The sequence below is a fragment of the Paraburkholderia sp. SIMBA_054 genome (assembly GCF_046534875.1).
GTDB classification, from domain to species: domain Bacteria; phylum Pseudomonadota; class Gammaproteobacteria; order Burkholderiales; family Burkholderiaceae; genus Paraburkholderia; species Paraburkholderia hospita.
The window spans coordinates 39,780-57,651 of record NZ_JAWRXV010000019.1; the positions used below are offsets into that span (position 1 = coordinate 39,780).

General features: G+C 63.9%; 14 protein-coding genes. 13 read left to right on the plus strand and 1 reads right to left on the minus strand.

Annotated features, from left to right (window positions below; all coding sequences use genetic code 11):
• The first annotated feature begins 102 nt into the window (after positions 1-102).
• From SB822_RS23120 to SB822_RS23165, 10 genes are all read left to right on the plus strand, one after another.
• Complete coding sequence (locus SB822_RS23120; protein ID WP_131240041.1) at positions 103-324, plus strand: hypothetical protein; 222 nt, start codon at positions 103-105, stop codon at positions 322-324.
• Positions 325-373: 49 nt separating this feature from the next.
• Positions 374-1,360 (plus strand): iron-containing redox enzyme family protein, encoded by a 987-nt coding sequence (locus SB822_RS23125; protein WP_090837866.1) that lies wholly within the window; start codon positions 374-376, stop codon positions 1,358-1,360.
• Positions 1,357-2,355: an iron-containing redox enzyme family protein gene (locus SB822_RS23130; RefSeq protein ID WP_410855739.1), complete on the plus strand. Its 999-nt coding sequence runs from the start codon at positions 1,357-1,359 to the stop codon at positions 2,353-2,355. Before SB822_RS23125 ends, SB822_RS23130 begins: the two co-directional genes overlap by 4 nt.
• A gap of 8 nt (positions 2,356-2,363) precedes the next feature.
• Positions 2,364-3,866, plus strand: a complete 1,503-nt coding sequence (locus tag SB822_RS23135) for a hypothetical protein (protein ID WP_090837864.1) — start codon at positions 2,364-2,366, stop codon at positions 3,864-3,866.
• Positions 3,856-5,151, plus strand: a complete 1,296-nt coding sequence (locus SB822_RS23140) for an aspartate aminotransferase family protein (protein ID WP_244144667.1) — start codon at positions 3,856-3,858, stop codon at positions 5,149-5,151. The genes SB822_RS23135 and SB822_RS23140 overlap by 11 nt, the downstream gene beginning before the upstream one ends.
• Entirely contained in the window at positions 5,148-6,230 is a 1,083-nt protein-coding gene (gene rarD / locus SB822_RS23145; RefSeq protein WP_090837860.1) for an EamA family transporter RarD, read from the plus strand. Before SB822_RS23140 ends, rarD begins: the two co-directional genes overlap by 4 nt.
• A gap of 595 nt (positions 6,231-6,825) precedes the next feature.
• On the plus strand, positions 6,826-9,114 hold the full coding sequence (locus SB822_RS23150; protein WP_090837858.1) for a TerB N-terminal domain-containing protein: 2,289 nt from the start codon (positions 6,826-6,828) through the stop codon (positions 9,112-9,114).
• Entirely contained in the window at positions 9,111-10,421 is a 1,311-nt protein-coding gene (locus tag SB822_RS23155; RefSeq protein WP_007742637.1) for an ATP-binding protein, read from the plus strand. The genes SB822_RS23150 and SB822_RS23155 overlap by 4 nt, the downstream gene beginning before the upstream one ends.
• Entirely contained in the window at positions 10,393-12,621 is a 2,229-nt protein-coding gene (locus SB822_RS23160) for a DEAD/DEAH box helicase (protein ID WP_090837856.1), read from the plus strand. The genes SB822_RS23155 and SB822_RS23160 overlap by 29 nt, the downstream gene beginning before the upstream one ends.
• Before the next feature lie 164 nt (positions 12,622-12,785).
• Positions 12,786-14,288 carry an MDR family MFS transporter gene (locus SB822_RS23165; RefSeq protein WP_007583710.1) on the plus strand — a complete coding sequence of 501 codons (1,503 nt, stop codon included), beginning with the start codon at positions 12,786-12,788 and terminating at the stop codon, positions 14,286-14,288.
• A gap of 45 nt (positions 14,289-14,333) precedes the next feature.
• Here the strand turns inward: SB822_RS23165 and SB822_RS23170 are convergent, their stop codons facing one another.
• Positions 14,334-15,263, minus strand: a complete 930-nt coding sequence (locus SB822_RS23170; RefSeq protein ID WP_079485337.1) for a LysR family transcriptional regulator — start codon at positions 15,261-15,263, stop codon at positions 14,334-14,336.
• A gap of 130 nt (positions 15,264-15,393) precedes the next feature.
• Between SB822_RS23170 and bla the strand changes: the two genes are divergently transcribed.
• From bla to SB822_RS23185, 3 genes are read left to right on the plus strand one after another with little or no spacing between them, the layout of a single operon-like run.
• Positions 15,394-16,272, plus strand: coding sequence for a class A beta-lactamase (gene bla, locus SB822_RS23175; RefSeq protein ID WP_407671762.1), 879 nt, complete (start codon positions 15,394-15,396; stop codon positions 16,270-16,272).
• A gap of 18 nt (positions 16,273-16,290) precedes the next feature.
• On the plus strand, positions 16,291-17,460 hold the full coding sequence (gene ampC / locus SB822_RS23180) for a class C beta-lactamase (protein WP_090837848.1): 1,170 nt from the start codon (positions 16,291-16,293) through the stop codon (positions 17,458-17,460).
• Positions 17,457-17,864: a cupin domain-containing protein gene (locus SB822_RS23185; protein ID WP_079499673.1), complete on the plus strand. Its 408-nt coding sequence runs from the start codon at positions 17,457-17,459 to the stop codon at positions 17,862-17,864. Before ampC ends, SB822_RS23185 begins: the two co-directional genes overlap by 4 nt.
• Positions 17,865-17,872: the final 8 nt, after the last annotated feature.

Consider the following 17,872-nt stretch of genomic DNA (forward strand, 5'->3'; position numbering starts at 1 on the left):
CGGAGAACGGGGCTACAAGTTAAGCCTGTTGCGCTCATCGGCCTGCCGCCATTGGCGAGGCGATGCTGCCCGCCACACGGCTTTGGGTTTCTGGCTCCGGGTGTGAAAGAACTGGCCACGGTGGTGGACAGCTTGTTAAGCAGTACAGAGTTAACGCCAACCCCAAAGGAGATTGAGATGACGACCCAAGTGCAGGTTCAGCAAGCGCAGCCGCAACAACAATCGCAGGCGCAGTCGCAAACGGACAGGCAAGACGACAAGAAAATCACTGTCGTGGTCAAGCCGCGCAAGGCGCGTCCCGTCCTGATCCCGGTTCACTTGTAATGAACGCGCCGGCACCGTTGCGTGCCGGCCACGAACGGAGGCTGTCGTGATGGACGACATTTTTGAACCACAGGCGTTTGTGCTGGCGGGGAAGTGTCTCAGCACGTCGCCTTCGCTCGTCATCGAAGACGACGAGAACCAATACGAATTTCCGGCGGCCGTCGACGGTGAAGACGCGGCGTCCCTGATCAGCGCGCTGCGCGCCGGCGTCAAGGCGGAGGAGGTGATCTCCCGCTATTCGCCGTACGAACAGAAAGTGTTCGATCGTCTGAAGGAGCTGCAACTGGTGCGCGCGGTGAAACCCGCGCTGGCCCGCAGCGGCCTCGACGTGTTGCTCGAACTCGAAGATCTCGCCAACGATCTGCTGTATCGCACGCTCTATACGAACGTGTTCTGGGAGAAGTGCGCGTCCGCGAGTTCGGGCGCTGACATTCCCCTCAATGTGATCCACGGGATGATCGTGGAGAACTACCATTTCCTGTTCCGCGAAAGCTATTTCGACGCGCCCGTTCTGTCGTATGTCGCCAATACGGGCGTGCGGCTGTCGATGAACGAGTTCTACGCGGAAGAGTACGGGCACGACGAACTGTTGCTCAAGGCGCTGACCACGCTCGGCGTCACGCGTGAGGATCTCGCGCGCACGGTGCCGCTGCCGCAAACCATGGCGCTGTGTAACTCGCTTGCTTTCTGGGCACATAGCGACCCGCTGTTCTTCTTTTCGACGCTCGGCATCCTCGAAGGCAAGGACATCAAGCAGGATTCCTTCCTCGACGCCGCGTATCGGATCGGCGTCGATCCCGCTTTGCTCAAGCCCGTGAAAGCGCACTCCGACATCAACCTGAACGGCGGACACGGCAGCCTCACGCGCAAGATCTTCTCGCGCATTCCCGCCATCGCCGATGCGGACGTGCGGCGCATGCGCGCGCAAACGCATCTGTTCATCGAACTGTACGACCAGTTCTATACGGGCATCTGGGAACACTATTCGGCGTCCCCGATGCTGTTGCGCACACTCGACGTCGACGGGGAGGCATGATGCAGGCCACGACCGCAGCAGATCTTTTCGCCGCGCCGCGCTTTCGTCCCGGCGTGCAACTGATCGAAGAGCACAACGGCCTGACGCTCGACTATCGCGAGCAATCGTGTTCCGTCGTCGCCGACAGCCAGGGCGCGCTCAAGGCGTTCGTCGATTCGCTCCGGCGCGGCGACACGTCGATCCCCGAACTGAAGCGCCGTCATCCGGAGCTAGCGACTGAAGTCGACGGGCTGCTGGAGGAGTTCGACCGGCTCGGCCTGTTGACCGAGAGTGCGTTTCCCGCGCCTCGAGGCTGCCTGTCGGGCGAGGAGTTCTATCACCGGCTCAGAAAGTTCGCCGCCGAAACGATCGAGGCGAATTCGAATTCGCGTCTCTATCAAGGCCTCTGCGATCGCACGTTGCCGAAGAGCGCGCTGATTGGCTATGCGCTCGAATACTTCTATATCGTGCGCGAGGCGCCGGGTTTGATCGCGCCGGCGCTCGCGCATGCCGAACCCGTCAAGGTGCAGAAGCTGCTGCAAGGCTTTCTCGCCTCGGAACTGAATCACGACGACATGCTGCGGCAGTCGCTGCATGCCGTTTCCATCCGCACCGACAATCTCGACTATCTGGTGCCGCTGCCCGCCACGTTCGCGCTGTGCGCGTCGTTGGGCGTGTATGCGCGCCAGCATCCGTTGAGCTTCAAGTCGCTGCTGTTCCTGTTCGAGCAGCCGAGCGTGAGCTTTCATATCGAACTGGCTAACTATTGCCGCGAGACGGGCATCCCGGAAGGCTTCTGGCGTCCGATCGCCCGTCACGCGACGATCAACGACGAGTTCGATCACGAAGACATTTCGCTCAGCCTGCTTGCCGAAATCGAGGCCATCTCGCCTGAAGAACAGATGACGGTCAGGAAGCACGTGATGCTCGCCATCGAAACCATGGTGCTTCAGGAGAACCAGATTCTCGATTTCTACGGCCGCCAGCCCGTCGTCAAACCGCGCATCTTCGCCTGAGAGCCGTCATGGAACGCTGGGATATCGATCGATACAGACGGCCGGCGCTGGTGCCGTGCGAGGTGTCGGCGGGCTACGACGGCTTGACGATTGGCGTCGGCGACGATGCCATCGACCTGTCGTTCGAAGGCGTCGCGCGCGACGAGGTGGCCGAGGTCGTCACGCAACTGATGCGGCCTTCGTCCGATATCTGGGTGCGCTTGGGCGAAGGAGCGTGCCCCGGGTGGGTGCGCACGCTGACGGTGCAACTGGATGCGCTGTCGCTGATCGAAGAGACGGATAGCGGCATCGACCGTGTCACGTCGGATGCGCAACGTGCGATGGCGTTGTGCGGTGAAGTCGGGCAGCGGCTCGCCGCTGTTGTCGGGCGTCGGCTTGGGATGTACGAGCATATGTTGAGCGTCGTCCATCAGATGCTCACGAACGACGCACACGATCGCGACACGACGCCTGGCGCGTTCCCGTTTTCGGGCAAGGAGAGCGCGCAGTTCGCTGATAACTTCGCGCTTCAGTCGCTCCATTTCCAGTTGGAGTATGCGCGCCAGAACGCGCCAGAACTTGTGTTCGCGTGGCAACGCGTGCTCGATGAAGTGTTCCGGCATGTGGGCTGGCATCCCTCGACAGCCGTTTCTGACGATATTTCGCAGGAACATTTCCGCAGCGTCGCATCGCTCGATCCCGTCGATCTGGAAATGTATCTGCTGTCGTTCGCGCATTTCGTCGAGATCGCGCCGCTGCGTGTCGGCAGGCGCATGACGTCGGCGGATACTGAACGTTTCAGCGAACCCTGCAGCGGTCTCGCGCTCGCCGCGCGTGCCGAGCGCCTGCTGCTCAGCGCGCTCGATCAATTGGGCAGCAACGCGTATGCATCGGCCGCGCTCGCGAGTCATGAAATCACGCCGCTCGTGAAGGGGCTGTACATCGAGCAGTATCACGTGACCGACCGCTTCGTCGAAATACTTGGACCGCTGCTGTCGCGCCGCCTCAAACGCAATCTGCGCGCGCGGCTCTTTCAGTACTTCCAGGAAGAATACGGTCACGAAGCGTTCGAACTCGCCACCTGTGTCGCGCTCGGCATGAACGAAGCCGAGGTGCGCGTATCGGTGCCGCTGCCGCTTACCGCGCTCTATATCGACGCGTACACGGTGCTGGCGCATCGCCTGCCCACCGCATTCTTCACGTCGATCATGGTCACGGAAGGTTTGCGCGACCAGCACAGCCCCGTTCACGAGCACATTGCCGCGTTGGTCGAAAGCGCGCTACATGCGGGCGACATCGTCGCAAAGCATGGCGAAACGAACGACGAACTGAATCATCCGAGCCTGTCGCGCCTGTTCCTCGCCGACGTCCCGCACGTGAGCGCGGCGGAGCAGCGCTACAGCCTCGAAGCGGCGCTCTTCATGCTCGAAGTGAACATGCGGCAACTGGAGTCGGTCGCGTACTTTTACGGCGATCAGACGCAACTCCAGTTTCATGGGCTTCGTGAAGGCAGGAGGCCGCTTGAAATCTGACGACGGTGCAGACGAAGGAGACGAACGCGGGGTTGAACGCGGGGCCGGTCGCACTGAGCGCTTCGATCCCGTCAATCCCTATTGGGAAAGGTTCCTCGACGAAGCGGGCCTCGACATGACGGGCGCGCGCGGCGACGGCTGCTATATCGAAACAGCCGACGGCCGCGCGTTGCTCGATTGTCTCGCCGGTTTTGGCACGGCGAATCTGGGGCACGCGCATGAGTCGCTGCTCGCGCGTTTTGCCGATGCACTGCAGCGTACGTCGGTGAATGTGTTTCCGTTCGAATGCGCCGAGTCTCAGCTCGCGCTCGCCGACAAGTTGCTCACGCTCAGCGGCCAGCGCTTCCAGAAAGTGTTCTTCGCGACCACGGGCGCGGAGGCCGTCGAAAGCGCCGTGAAATTCGCGATGACGAGCACGGGGCGCACCGACGTCGTCGCATTCCGCGACAGCTTCCATGGCCTGTCGATGTTCTCATCGTTCATGACGGGCAATCCGTTCTGGACCGAGGCGCTGCGCTGGAAGCCGGGCAACGTCCATCACGTCGATGCGCAGAACTTCGCCGCGCTCGAAGACATACTCGCGAGCCGCAAGATCGCTGCCGTCGTGTTCGAGCCGGTGGCGGGGTCGTCGGCGGCGCAGCACTGGACGGCGGACACCGCGTCGCGGCTTGCGGCGCTGTGCCGCTCGACGGGAACGAAGCTGATCGCCGACGAGGTGTATTGCGGCCTCGGCCGTACGGGCACCTGGTTCGGCATCGACGCAATCGGCATGGACGCTAAGGCACCCGAGGCACCCGCGGCGCCCGACATGCTCGTCGTATCGAAAGGACTGACGGGCGGGCTGGTGCCGCTCTCAGCCGTGCTGATGAACGACGGCGATTTCGACGCCGTGTTCGGCGCGCCCGGCAAGGCGAAAGTGCAGGGCTCGACCTTCGGCGGCAACCGGCTCGCGATGCAGTGCGGGCTGATCGTGCTGGACCTCGTCGAACGCGGACGGCTTGTCGAGAACGCGGCCGCGATGGGCGCGCTGATCGGCGAGCGCATCGCAACCCGTTTCGATTCGCGCGTGACCTTGCACGGCAAGGGCCTCGCGCTCAGCCTCAAGCTCGACCCGCGACTCGACCTGAGCATGACCGACGTGTGGCTGGATCTGATCGACGGCGGCGTGCTGGCGATGCCGAATTCCGCAGCGCCGGATTCGCTACGCCTGTCGCCGCCGCTGATTTTCGGCGTGGATGAAGTGGAAGTTCTGATCGACCGACTCGACGAGGCGCTACAGCCATGAACGCGAACAATCAGAAGCAGAAGGAGGGCGCCGGCTACGCTGCGCTGCTCGTGGCGCTGTGCTGGTGGGGCCTGATGCCGCTGTATTACTGGCATCTAAAGGAAGTGAGCGCGCCGGAGATGCTCGCGCATCGCGTGTTCTGGTCGTTCGTGGTGCTGTCGGCCGTGATAGCGCTCAAGCCCGCATTGCGGCAACACATGGGCGACTGGCGCTCGTTCGCGCTCGCGCTGTTGCCGGCGATTTTGCTGTCCGCGAACTGGGTTGTGTATATCCTCGCCTCCGTGACGGGCAACGCGTTACAGGCGAGTCTCGGATATTTCCTGAATCCGCTGCTGTCGGCTGCGCTCGGCATCGTTTTTCTGAACGAGCGGCTTAACGGTCTGAAAGCGGCGGCGCTGGCGCTCGGGCTGGCAGGCACCTTCGTCCAGTGCTACGCGCATGGCGGCGTACCCGTGTTCGCCGTGATGCTGACGGTGACGTTCTCGCTGCTGGGACTCACGCGCAAGGTGTGGCCGACGCGGAACGCGATCGTCAGCACATGGCGCGAAACCGTCGTGATGATGCCGTTCGCGCTCGGCTATTTCGGCTATCTGACGTCGCATCATGCTCTGGCGTTTACGTCGTTCGGCGTCGACGCGTCCGTGCTGATGATGCTGGCGGGGCCGCTGACCGTCGTGCCGCTCGCGCTCTACGCGTACGCGATGCCGCTCGTTTCGATGACGGAATCGGCCGTGATGCAATATGTAACGCCGACCGTGACGTTCATCCTCGCGCTCACGGTCTTCCACGAACGGCTGACGACCGTCGATCTGACAGGCTATGGGCTGATCTGGTGCGGCCTCGCGCTCGCGACCTATGCGTCGATCCGGCGCCGTCCGCTCGTGCTCGCTGTCGCAGCGCCAGGAACGGCGCAGGGAACGCAAAGTGTGCAGGGCGTGCAAGGTGCGAGCGTTGCAGGACAGAACGTGTCCTCTCTTACGTCGCACAAAAAGACGCCAGCTTCCGCTGGCGTGAATAGGTTCTGGCATTCCGAGGGCCGTCCAGAACCTGAGAGACGGTGCGAAAAGTCTGACGCATAAAGGCGTCGAAGACCGAATTTCAGATTTCGGCGCGCCCGATTGAGAATCCGGCGCGCTAAACGCATGTCGCCGAGTGTAACTCCAGTTCGCAAAATGAGCTTGCAAAATATGCGATTTAGTTGGGGTCGGATTGTGTGTTTGCGCACCAAGGCATTTGTAAGCAAAACTCCAAAATTACTCGCTTCGATACCTGTTCGACAAGGCCCGAACCGCCATTTTTGCGCCATCGGAGCGATCCTGAAAAAGAACATATAATCAAAGGTCGCGACCGCGCCGGGCAACGGATTCCCGGCGACGTGGACGGGAGAACAATGAGCCGCGGGCGAAGCAGTTTTGGGAGGGGCGTGGTTGTCGTCATCGGCGTATCGATGGGACTTGCCTTTCTTGCGTCGGATGCGCGCGCGCATGTCCGCCATCTGATCGTTCTGGCGCCGGCTGTGTGGGCTGGCCCGTCCGGGCTGGCTGTCGTTGGTTCCCCTTCAAGCTTGCATCGAAAGACACGTTGTGCGGTATGCAGCGTGTCGGCAAGCCATTGCGCTTTGTTTCGCAGTTTTCATCCGGATCTCACAGGGCTCCCGAGGAGCCAGGCAATTTCATGACAAGCTCTCCCGGCTCATATGACGACGAGCCGTTGGTATCGATAGACATGGCGGGCTCAGCCGCCGACGCTTACCGCATCAGCCCCGCGCCCGGTGGCGCGCGGCCTGCTGCGCGCTCGTCCGCGCGCTTTGTCGCGCCCGGCGAAAGCATCGATATCCACGACCTGACGGTCTCGGGAGGCTTCTTCTACACGGGCGACGCGCAGCGCCTGCACGCGGATTCGATCGAAGCCTGCGTGATCGACGCGCGCTTCGACGTCGCCCGCGACGGCACGGACCCGGCAGCCGGGCTTGGCAGCGTCGCGCTCAGCTATAGCGGGCTCACGCCGGAACAACGCCGCACGTATCTCGAATGGCTCGCCTCCGATCGCAAGAAATCGGACATCAACACCGGCTATCTGTTTTTTTACCTTTACGGGCTGGAGCGGCGCGTGCTCGTCGACGGCGCGGCGGGCAAATTGAGCGGCGACGAGTTCGACGCGATCGCCAGAGAACTGCGCCGTCTGCTCAATCTCGACGCGAACTACGGCTGGCAAAAGCATGTGCGCGCGCTCATCGACGCGTTGGCGCTGGTGGCGTCGCGGCATACGCGGATGTATCTGCAGCCCGCGCCCGACGGGCTCGCGACGGGCTATCAGGTGCCGCTGAACGTGCGGGTCGCGTTCGGCCAGGCGGCGCTCGATCAGCATCCGTTGCCGGCGGACTGGGCGCTCGCATGGGTCAAGCTCGATCCGATGATGGTGCGGCGCACGGCCGTTGCGCGTTGTCCCGAGGAATTCGACCGCGTGTTCATGCGGCAGTATCGCGACCGCTTCGGCGCCGGCATGCTGTTGCCCGCGAACCGCACGAAGCTCGACGCGTCGCCGCAGCCATCGTTCCGCGCGTTGAAGAACGTGCCCGTGCCAGGCTTTCTGGTCGGTCTGCCCGATATCGCGGCTGTGAACGGCACGCGCAACAAGCTGCAACTGTTGATGCACGAGAGCGCCGTCGCGCTCGACGCGTACAGCCGGTATCTCGGCCGCTATCCAGAGGCGCAGGGCACGCTGGAAGCGACGCTGACGCTGCCGCCCGCGTTGTGGCCGCAGGCGACGCACGACGCGATCGACGCACTCGCCGCCGAAGTCGCGCGCGAGACGGCCGTCAGTACGTTCGGCGCGGTGCTCGCGCGCTTCAAGTCGGGCGGCAAGATGACGCGTGACAAGGCCGTCGTATTCACGACCGCGCTCGCGGAAGCCGGCATCGCCGTCGAACCCGATGTGCGGCTGGGCGCGCGCACGCCGAAGCCGACGGACGCCATCGCGCTGTTCGCCGTGGCGCCCAGCGCGAACCCACTGCCCGTCGACGATGCGTACGACGTCGCGACGATCATCGTCGATCTGGCGGCGACGGTCGCGCGCGCGGACGGAGACGCGACGCAGCGCGAGACGGCCGTGATCGAATGGCAGATCGACCAGTGGCCGCACTTGTCCGATGCGCAGCGTGCGCGGCTGAAAGCGCGCAATCTCGCGCAACTCGCACAGCCGACGGCGAGCGCCGGCTTGAAGAAGAAGCTGGAACCGCTCGCGCACGACGTGAAGGCGACGATCGCGTCGTTTCTCGTGCACACCGCGAATGCCGATGGCGTCGTGTCGCGCGAAGAAGTGCGCTTGCTGGAGAAGGTGTACCGGATGCTCGGCATCGATCCGCAGCGCCTGTACACCGACCTGCATCAACATGCGAGCGGCGCGGCCATCACGCCAGCGGGCGTGAAGCCGGCGAAGAAGCACGCGCATTCGCCCAGGCCCGTCGCGGTGAAGCACGAGTTCGTGCTCGACGCGACGCGTATCGCCGCGCTGAAGGAAGAGACGGCGCGTGTCTCGTCGATGCTGGCCGATGTGTTCGTCGACGAAGCGCATGGGACAGTGACAGCCGTGCACATCCCCGAAACGGAACAACCGGCCGCCGTCGAGGAACAGGACATGCTTGCGGCACAGGCAACGGCCGCGACGCATGACAAAGAGCCTGCGCCTGAACCGCAAGCAGAGCCGACGCCGCAAACGCCTGCAGCAGCCGAACCGCTGCTCGGCCTCGACGACGCGCATTCGTCCTTTCTGCGTCTGCTCGTGACGCGCGAGTCGTGGACGCGCGCCGAACTCGCCGATGCCGCGTCGCATCTCGAACTGATGCTGGACGGCGCGATCGAACAGGTAAACGAGGCGTCGCTCGACCGTTGGGACGAGCCGCTCACGGACGGAGACGATCCCGTCGAAATCAATCAGGAAGTCGCACAAAGGTTGGCTGCATGACAACGATCCGCCCCAGGGACCGCGACGCGGTCCTGCAATCCCTGCGCGCCGGCGTGGTGCCGCGCATCGGGCAACATCTGATTCAGGTCGGGCGCGCGCACGAACTCGAAGCGTTGCTGAAGGACATCGAGCGCGTCGCGGACGGCGGCTCGTCGTTTCGCATCGTCGTCGGCGAGTACGGCGCGGGCAAGACGTTCTTCCTGAACCTCGTACGCGCGATCGCGCTCGAAAAAAAGCTCGTCACCGTTCACGCGGACCTGAACCCCGACCGGCGGCTGCATGCGTCGGGCGGCCAGGCGCGCTCGCTGTACGCGGAACTCGTGAAGAACATGGCGACGCGCACGAAGCCCGAAGGCGGCGCGTTGGCCGGCGTGGTCGAGAAGTTCATCGGCCAGGCGAAGACGGAAGCGAAGGCGACGGGCCGCACCAGCGACGAAGTGATCCGCGCGCAGTTGTCGCAATTGACGGAGATGGTGAACGGCTACGATTTCGCCGACGTGATCGCCGCTTACTGCCGCGGCTTCGAAGAAGGCAATGAGAAGCTCAAGAGCGATGCCGTGCGCTGGCTGCGCGGCGAGTTTACGACCCGCACCGACGCGCGCCAGGCGCTCGGCGTGCGGACGATCGTCGACGACGCGAGCATGTACGATCAGTTGAAGCTGCTCGGGCGTTTTGTGCGGCTCGCGGGCTATAGCGGGCTGATGATCTGCCTCGATGAAATGGTGAACCTGTACAAGCTCGCGAACGTGCAGGCGCGCAACGCAAACTACGAGCAGATCCTGCGCATCCTGAACGACTCGCTGCAAGGCACGGCGGAAGGCGTCGGCTTCGTGCTCGGCGGCACGCCGGAGTTTCTGCTCGATACGCGCCGTGGCCTCTACAGCTATGCGGCGCTGCAATCGCGGCTGGCGGAGAACGCGTTCGCGACGAACGGCCTCGTCGACTACAGCGGCCCCGTGATCCGCCTCGCCGCGCTGACGCCGGAAGACTTCTACGTGCTGCTCGACAAGCTGCGCATCGTCTACGCATTCGGCGACGCGAGCAAGGCGCTCGTACCCGAGGAAGCAATTCCCGCGTTCATGGCGCATTGCGCGACGCGGCTTGGCGAAGCGTATTTCCGCACGCCGCGCACGACGATCACCGCGTTCATCAATTTTCTCGCGGTGCTGGAGCAAAACCCGTCGACCGACTGGCGCGAGCTGATCGGCAGCATGGACATCGAGCGCGACACGGGCGGCGCGGCCGACATCGTCAACGACGCCGCTCCCGATAGCGACGATGAGCTGGCAAGCTTCCGGCTCAACTGATTCGCGCAGCTTCGATCTGCTCGACGAGCGGATTCGTCGCTGGATCTGGCGCGAGGGCTGGACCGAGCTGCGCGACGCGCAGGAGCGCGCGGTGCCCGCGCTGATCGATGCTGACCGCGACGTGATCATCGCGGCCGCGACGGCGGCGGGCAAAACAGAAGCGGCATTCCTTCCCATTCTGTCGAACCTGCTGCGCGACGATCCGTGCAGCGGCTCGGTGCTGTACATCAGTCCGCTGAAGGCGCTGATCAACGATCAATGGTCGCGCCTCGACAACTTGTGCGATGCGCTGGAGATTCCCGTCACCGGCTGGCATGGCGATGTATCGTCGGGACGCAAGCACCGCTTCATAAAAAAGCCGACGGGCGTGCTTTTGATCACGCCCGAATCGCTCGAAGCGATGTTCGTCACGCGCGGTGCGTCGCTCGAAGCGACGTTTGCCGCGTTGCGTTACGTGGTCGTCGACGAGTTGCACGCGTTTATCGGTTCCGAGCGCGGCATGCAGTTGCAGTCGCTGATGCGGCGCGTCGATCGCGCGTGCGGGCGCAAGGTGCCGCGCGTCGGTCTGTCGGCGACGCTTGGGGACATGCGCCTTGCGGCAGAGTTTCTGCGCCCACGCGCCGCGCAGGACGTGCAGATCATCGAGTCCGGCAGCGCGGGCCAGGAACTGAAGATTCTGATCAAGGGCTATGTCGAGAAGCCGCCGCGCATCCAGTTCGAGCCGGGCATCGAGAATCCGGGTCTCGAAGACGTCGTGCCCGCGAGCACCGTCGATGTCGCGAATCATATGTACAAGGTGCTGCGCGGCTCGAACAATCTGATCTTTCCGAACAGCCGCCGACAGGTCGAGCTTTACGCCGACCTGTTGCGCCGCGCCTGCGAGCGCGATGGGTATCCGAACGAGTTCTGGCCGCATCACGGCAGCCTGTCGAAGGAACTGCGCGAGCAGACGGAACAGGCGCTGAAGGCGGGCGATCGCCCCGCAAGTGCTGTCTGCACGACGACGCTCGAACTCGGCATCGACATCGGCGCGGTGAAAAGTGTCGTGCAGGTGGGGGCGCCGCCGTCGGTGGCGAGCTTGCGGCAGCGGCTCGGGCGCTCCGGTCGGCGCAAGGGCGAAGCGGCGATTCTTCGCTGCTACTGCATCGAAGCGGAACTGCACAGCGGCTCCGATCTGTCGGACCGGCTGCGCGAGAGTCTCGTGCAATCGGTGGCTATGGTGAACTTGCTGCTGCGCGGCTGGTTTGAGCCGCCGCGCGCGCACGGCATGCATCCGTCGACGCTCGTGCAGCAGATTCTGTCGATCATCGCCGAACGCGGCGGCGCGAATGCAGGCGAGCTGTGGGACACGCTCGTCGCCAAAGGCCCGTTCGGCACGATCGACAAGCCGACGTTCGCCGCGATCCTGCGCAGTCTCGGCGCGAAAGACCTGCTCGTGCAGGAAGCGGGCGGCTTGCTGCTGCATGGCGTGGCGGGCGAGCGGCTCGTCAATCACTACGAGTTCTATGCATCGTTTTCGACGGACGATGAGTTCCGCATCGTCGCGGGGGCGAGGGTGCTCGGGTCGGTGCCCGTCTCTCGCCCACTCGCGCCCGGACAGGGGCTCGTGTTCGGCGGTCAACGCTGGCGCGTGCAGGACGTCGATGCGGGCAAAAAGACCGTGTACGTGACGCCCGATCAGGGCGGTGTGCCTCCCGTGTTCGACGGCGGCGGCTCGCTAGTGCATGACGAGGTGCGGCGCGAAATGTTCAATGTGCTGAAGGATGGCGCGCCCGTCGTGTTTCTCGATACCACGGGCCGAGAGCTACTCGAAGAGGCACGCCGCTATTTCGCGTCGAACGAGCTGGCTACGCGCTCCGTGTTCACGCACGGCGGCAGCGCCGTGCTGGCGACATGGTCCGGCGACTGGATCAACGATGCGCTGGTCGTGTTGCTGCGCGCCGAAGGGCTCGACGCGTGGAATCAGGGGCCGACGATTAGCGTGCGCGTAGCGGGTTCGGTAAAGGACACGCTGCAACGCATCGCCGCGCTGACGCCCGCGCAGACCACGGACGCACTGCGCGCGATTGGCAACATCGACAATGAAAAGTGGGACTGGACCTTGCCCGACGACGTGAAGCGCAACGCGTATGCGTCGCTGCGGCTCGACATGCCGGGCGCACAGGCGTTGGCGCGGCGGCTCGCAACGGCGTGCGAATGACGCCCACACGCGCCGGCGCGGCGTGAATGCGCGCACAATCCAAGTGCAAGCAGCGCAATTAAGCGGTAGCATACATTTCTTTGCGCGCATCGATTGGTTCGCCTGAAACATCATGTTTCAGCGAGCTTTCGACGTTCCAGCGCCGCACACAACTACATCCCCCCATGTCGACTCATCCTCAGACGAAGCGTCATCTCGTCATCGCGGCGGTGATGGCATCGATGGCGATGGTGGCCATCGAAGCCACCATCGTATCGACGGCCATGCCGCAGATCGTCACCCAGCTAGGCGGCCTGCGTCTTTACAGTTGGGTCTTCTCATCGTTCCTGCTGGCGCAAACGGCGATGACCGTCGTGTTCGGCAAGCTCGCCGACCTTTACGGCCGCAAGCCGACCGTGCTGGTGGGCATCGTCATCTTCCTGATCGGCTCGCTCGGCGCGGGCTTTGCGTGGTCGATGCCCGCGATGATCGTGTTCCGGCTGATTCAGGGCATCGGCGCGGGCGCGATCCAGCCAGTTACGTTGACCATCGTCGGCGATCTGTATCCGGCGCGCGAGCGCGGCAAGATCCAGGGCTATCTCGCGAGCGTCTGGGCGATCTCTGCGGTGATCGGTCCGATGGCGGGCGGTCTCCTGATCCGCGATCTGTCGTGGTCGTGGATTTTCTGGATCAACGTGCCGATCGGCATTCTGGCCGCGTTTGGCTTCATCAAGTACCTGCACGAAGAGAAGCGCCATCAACGGCCGTCTATCGACATCATGGGCGCCGTGCTGTTCACCATCGCAATCGGCGCACTGATGATGGCGCTCACGGATGCCGGCTCGGAAAACGACACACGCGCGCTGTTCGAATTCGCGCTGTGCGTGGTTTGCGCCGCGCTGTTCGTGTGGCATGAACGGCGCGTGCCGGAGCCGATGATCTCGTTCAAGCTGTGGAGCCATCGTCCCATTGCGGCGTGCAATGCGGCGACCGTACTGTCGGGCATGGCGCTGATGGGTCTCACCACCTTCCTGCCGATGTACGTGCAGGGCGTGCTGCATCAATCGCCCGTGGTCGCGGGGCTCGCGCTGACGATGGTGATGCTCGGCTGGCCGTCGGGCGCGACCTTTACCGCGAGGTCGTTTCATCGGCTCGGGCTGCGGCGCACGATGATCGGCGGCAGCTTCTTCCTGCCGCTTGGCGCGATTGCGTTTGCGCTGCTGCAACCGGACGGCTCGCCCGTGCTGGCGGGCGTCGGTTCGCTCGTGATGGGGCTGGGCATGGGGATCGTGAGCGTCAGTTCGCTGATCCTGATCCAGGAGATCGTGCAGCCGCTCGAACGCGGCTCCGCGACGGCATCGAATCTGTTCTCGCGCAATCTGGGCAGCACGCTCGGCGCGGCGATTTTCGGCGCGGTGCTGAACTTCGGGTTGAGCCATTACAAGGGCATGGCGATCACGTCCGACCAGTTGCGCTCGCTGCTCGATGCGACGCCCAACGCTGCGCAAGCGGCGATCTCGAGCAACGACATGGTGCGCGCGGCGCTGCATCACTCGCTGCATCTGACGTTCCTGTCGATCTTCGTGATCTGCGTGGGCGCGGTGCTGTCGGTGATGATGGTGCCGCACATCAAGCTCGGCGGACAGCCGCGCGAAACATCGGCGGCTGCGCATCTGACGGAGATGTGATCTACCTCGGGCGCACGGGTGCGGCCGTTGCGGCGACACGCGTGCTCACTGCGCCGAGGCAGGCGGCTTTCTGAAGCCCTGCTCGCCAGGCGCATCGCCGCTCGCTGCGCCTTCATCCACTTCCTTCCCGATCCAGAGACTGAACGCGCGCATCGCGGGCGTCGCCGGTTTCGCCTTTTGCCAGGTGAGCCAGTAGCTGCCCGCATGCACGTCGATATCGAACGGACGCGCGAGACGTCCCATCGACAGATCGCGTTCGAACATCGAAGCGGGTGCGAGCGCCACACCCGCGCCTTGCATTGCCGCTTCCACCATCAGCCGCGACGAATCGAACACGGGGCCACGCACGGGACGCGGCGCGAGGCCCGCCGCCGCGAACCAGTTTGCCCAGTCGTCGGCGCGATACGAGCGCAGCAGCTTTTCATTGATGAGATCGGCGGGCGCCTGAAGCCGTTGCGCAATCTCCGGCGTGCACAGCAACGAAAGCGGCGCATCGAACAGCTTCTGCGCGCGTGAGCCGGGCCATGTGCCGTCGCCGAAGCGGATCGCGAAGTCGAGACCTTCGGCGGCGAGATCGACGAGATTGTTGTTGGTCAGCAGACGCAACTCGATGAACGGATGCGCGTCATGAAACGCCTTCAGGCGCGGCATCAGCCAGCCGACCGCGAACGTCCCGACCGCGCCGACCGTCAGCACCTCATGAAAATGCCCGCCTTCGAACTGCCGCAACACGGCCTCGATGCGGTCGAACGCGTCGCTGAGCACAGGGCGCAGTGCGAGTCCTTCATCGGTGATCGCGAGGCCGCGCGGCAGGCGCTTGAAAAGCGTCGCGCCGAGGCGCTCCTCCAGCATGCGCACCTGCTGGCTGACGGCGGCCTGCGTGACGTTCAGTTCGAGCGCGGCGCGCGTGAAGCTCAGATGCCGGGCCGACGATTCGAAGGCGCGCAGCGCGTTCAGCGGAAGATACGGTCGCATGTTCGAGCCATAAGAAATTCTGGGGCATCGAGCAATTTATCATCGTTTGTCACCCGGCTGCGAAAACGCGATAGTGGCGGCACGTCAAGGAGGAGCAATGGTCACGAGGCGGACATTTACATTTACGTTGATGGGCAGTGGGTTAGCTGGTGTTGCGGCTCATGCGTTCGGCGCAGGGGCGAGCGCGGCGGCATCCGCGCAACGCGGCGCGTCGCACGCGAGCGCTTTGGAAAAGCAGCTCGCGCGGATCGAAGCGCAAACGGGCGGGCGCATGGGCGTCGCGATACTCGATACGGCAAGCGCGAAACCGCAGGGCTGGCGCATGCACGAGCGCTTTCCGATGTGCAGCACGTTCAAGTTCCTGCTCGCGTCGGCGGTGCTGGTGCGCAAGGATCAAGGCAAAGAACAGCTTGGGCGCACGATCGTCTATTCGAAGGAGGCCGTGGTGGCGAATTCGCCCGTCAGCGGTCCGCGCGCAGGCGACGACGGGATGACGGTCGCCGAGTTGTGCGAAGCCGCCATCACGCGCAGCGACAACACGGCTGCGAATCTGCTGCTCGATAGCATCGGCGGGCCGGCGGCGCTGACGGCTTTTGCACGCGGTATCGGCGATCGGATCACGCGGCTCGACCGCAACGAGCCGACGCTCAACGAAGCGACGGAAGCCGATCCGCGCGATACGACCACACCCGCCGCGATGCTCGCCGACATGCGCGCGCTGTTGCTCGGCGGGCATTTGTCCGCCGCGTCGCGCGAGCAGCTCACGGCCTGGCTCGCCGGCAACAAGACGGGCGATGCGCGGCTGCGCGCCGGCTTGCCGAAGGCCTGGCGTATCGGCGACAAGACGGGCACGGGCGAACGGGGCACGTCGAACGATATCGCCGTCATCTGGCCTGAAGGCCGCGCGCCGATTCTGGTCGTGGCGTATCTGACGGGCGCGACTCAAGCTACCTCGACGCAGCGCGACGCTGCGATCGCGCAGGTCGGGGCGCTGGTCGCGAACATTTGAACGAGGGGAAACGAAGCGATGAAGTTCGGTACGGTGAGTGCGCGCGTTGCAGCCATGCTCTGCGCGATGTGGATGACCCCGGGCGCGAGCCATGCGGCCGATGCGCCGCAAGAGAACATCAAACGTGCGGTCGACGCGGCGATTCAACCGCTGATGACGAAAGACAAGATTCCCGGCATGGCCGTTGGCGTGATCGTCGATGGCAGGGCGGTGGTGTTCAACTACGGCGTTGCATCGACGGAAACGGGCAAGCCTGTCACCGACGCAACGCTGTTCGAACTCGGCTCGGTCAGCAAAACCTTCACGGCGACGCTGACATCATGGGCGCAGGTCGACAAGCAATTGTCGTTGACCGACAGCGTAGCGAAGTATCTGCCGACGCTGCGCGGCACGCAGTTCGGCAACGTGAGCCTGTTGAATCTCGGCACGCATACGCCGGGCGGTCTGCCATTGCAGGTGCCCGACGACATTCAGAACGACGATCAGATGATCCGCTGGTTCAAGGCCTGGCGTCCCGCCCATGCGCCTGGTATGGTCCGGACATATGCGAACCCAGGCATCGGCGCGCTTGGCATGATCACGGCGAAGAGCATGGGGCAGGATTTCACCGCCCTGATCGAACGACGGCTTTTTCCTGCGCTCGGCCTGAAGAACAGTTTCATCGACGTTCCCGTCGACAGAGCGCCCGACTACGCGCAAGGCTATACGAAGACAGGCCAACCGATCCGCATGGCGGGCGGCGAGTTCGCGCCGCAAGCGTACGGCGTCAAATCGACGGCCACCGACATGCTGCGCTTCGTCGAAGCCAACATGAAACAGGTTGAGCTCGACGCGCAACTGCAACGCGCGATCACCGACACGCATACCGGCTACTTCCAGGCAGGCCCGATGACGCAGGATCTGATCTGGGAGCAATACCCGTATCCCGTGGCATTGAACTCGCTGATGGAAGGCAACGCGCCCGCGATGGCGCTCGATGCCACGCCCGTCACGAAGATCGAGCCGCCGGAAGCGCCGAAGGACAACGTGTGGATCAACAAGACGGGTTCGACGAACGGTTTCGGCTCGTACGTGGCGTTCGTGCCGCAGAAGCACATGGGCATCGTGATTCTCGGCAACCGGAATTTCCCGATCCTCGACCGGGTGGCCGCCGCGCACAGGATATTGACGTCGCTGGAGCAGCGATGAACCGTTTACGTTTCATCGCAGCGGCGCTTGTCACGTGCGGTTGTGCTTGTGCGCAGTCTGCACGTGCCGCCGATAAAGCGCCCGAAGCAAAGGAGACGATCGTCCTGCAACGAGCGCCCGTCTTGCAAACCGATCGCGAGTTGGGCATGGGAATCGCCGAATTTCCGCCCAATGCATCCAAGCCGCGCCACAAGGCGACGGGGCCGGAACTCTGCTACGTGCTCGAAGGCGAGGTCACCGTGCAGATCGACGGCAAGGCGGCGCATGTGTATCGCGCGGGAGAGTCGTTCGCGCTGGCGGCCAATCTCGTGCATGTCACGAAGGCCGGCCCGTCCGGCGCGAAGGTGCTCGCAAGCTGGGTCCATACGCCGGGCAAGCCATTCAACGTCCCGGCACCGGATTGACCGATCGA

What these genes read in the sequence shown, in the direction of transcription:
- SB822_RS23185 (WP_079499673.1), top strand. Translation starts at nt 17,457, where the DNA reads ATGAACCGTTTACGTTTCATCGCAGCGGCGCTTGTCACGTGCGGTTGT.
- SB822_RS23165 (WP_007583710.1), top strand. Translation starts at nt 12,786, where the DNA reads ATGTCGACTCATCCTCAGACGAAGCGTCATCTCGTCATCGCGGCGGTG.
- SB822_RS23170 (WP_079485337.1), bottom strand. Translation starts at nt 15,263, where the DNA reads ATGCGACCGTATCTTCCGCTGAACGCGCTGCGCGCCTTCGAATCGTCG.
- SB822_RS23125 (WP_090837866.1), top strand. Translation starts at nt 374, where the DNA reads ATGGACGACATTTTTGAACCACAGGCGTTTGTGCTGGCGGGGAAGTGT.
- SB822_RS23160 (WP_090837856.1), top strand. Translation starts at nt 10,393, where the DNA reads ATGAGCTGGCAAGCTTCCGGCTCAACTGATTCGCGCAGCTTCGATCTG.
- SB822_RS23150 (WP_090837858.1), top strand. Translation starts at nt 6,826, where the DNA reads ATGACAAGCTCTCCCGGCTCATATGACGACGAGCCGTTGGTATCGATA.
- SB822_RS23155 (WP_007742637.1), top strand. Translation starts at nt 9,111, where the DNA reads ATGACAACGATCCGCCCCAGGGACCGCGACGCGGTCCTGCAATCCCTG.
- ampC (WP_090837848.1), top strand. Translation starts at nt 16,291, where the DNA reads ATGAAGTTCGGTACGGTGAGTGCGCGCGTTGCAGCCATGCTCTGCGCG.
- bla (WP_407671762.1), top strand. Translation starts at nt 15,394, where the DNA reads ATGGGCAGTGGGTTAGCTGGTGTTGCGGCTCATGCGTTCGGCGCAGGG.
- SB822_RS23135 (WP_090837864.1), top strand. Translation starts at nt 2,364, where the DNA reads ATGGAACGCTGGGATATCGATCGATACAGACGGCCGGCGCTGGTGCCG.
- rarD (WP_090837860.1), top strand. Translation starts at nt 5,148, where the DNA reads ATGAACGCGAACAATCAGAAGCAGAAGGAGGGCGCCGGCTACGCTGCG.
- SB822_RS23130 (WP_410855739.1), top strand. Translation starts at nt 1,357, where the DNA reads ATGATGCAGGCCACGACCGCAGCAGATCTTTTCGCCGCGCCGCGCTTT.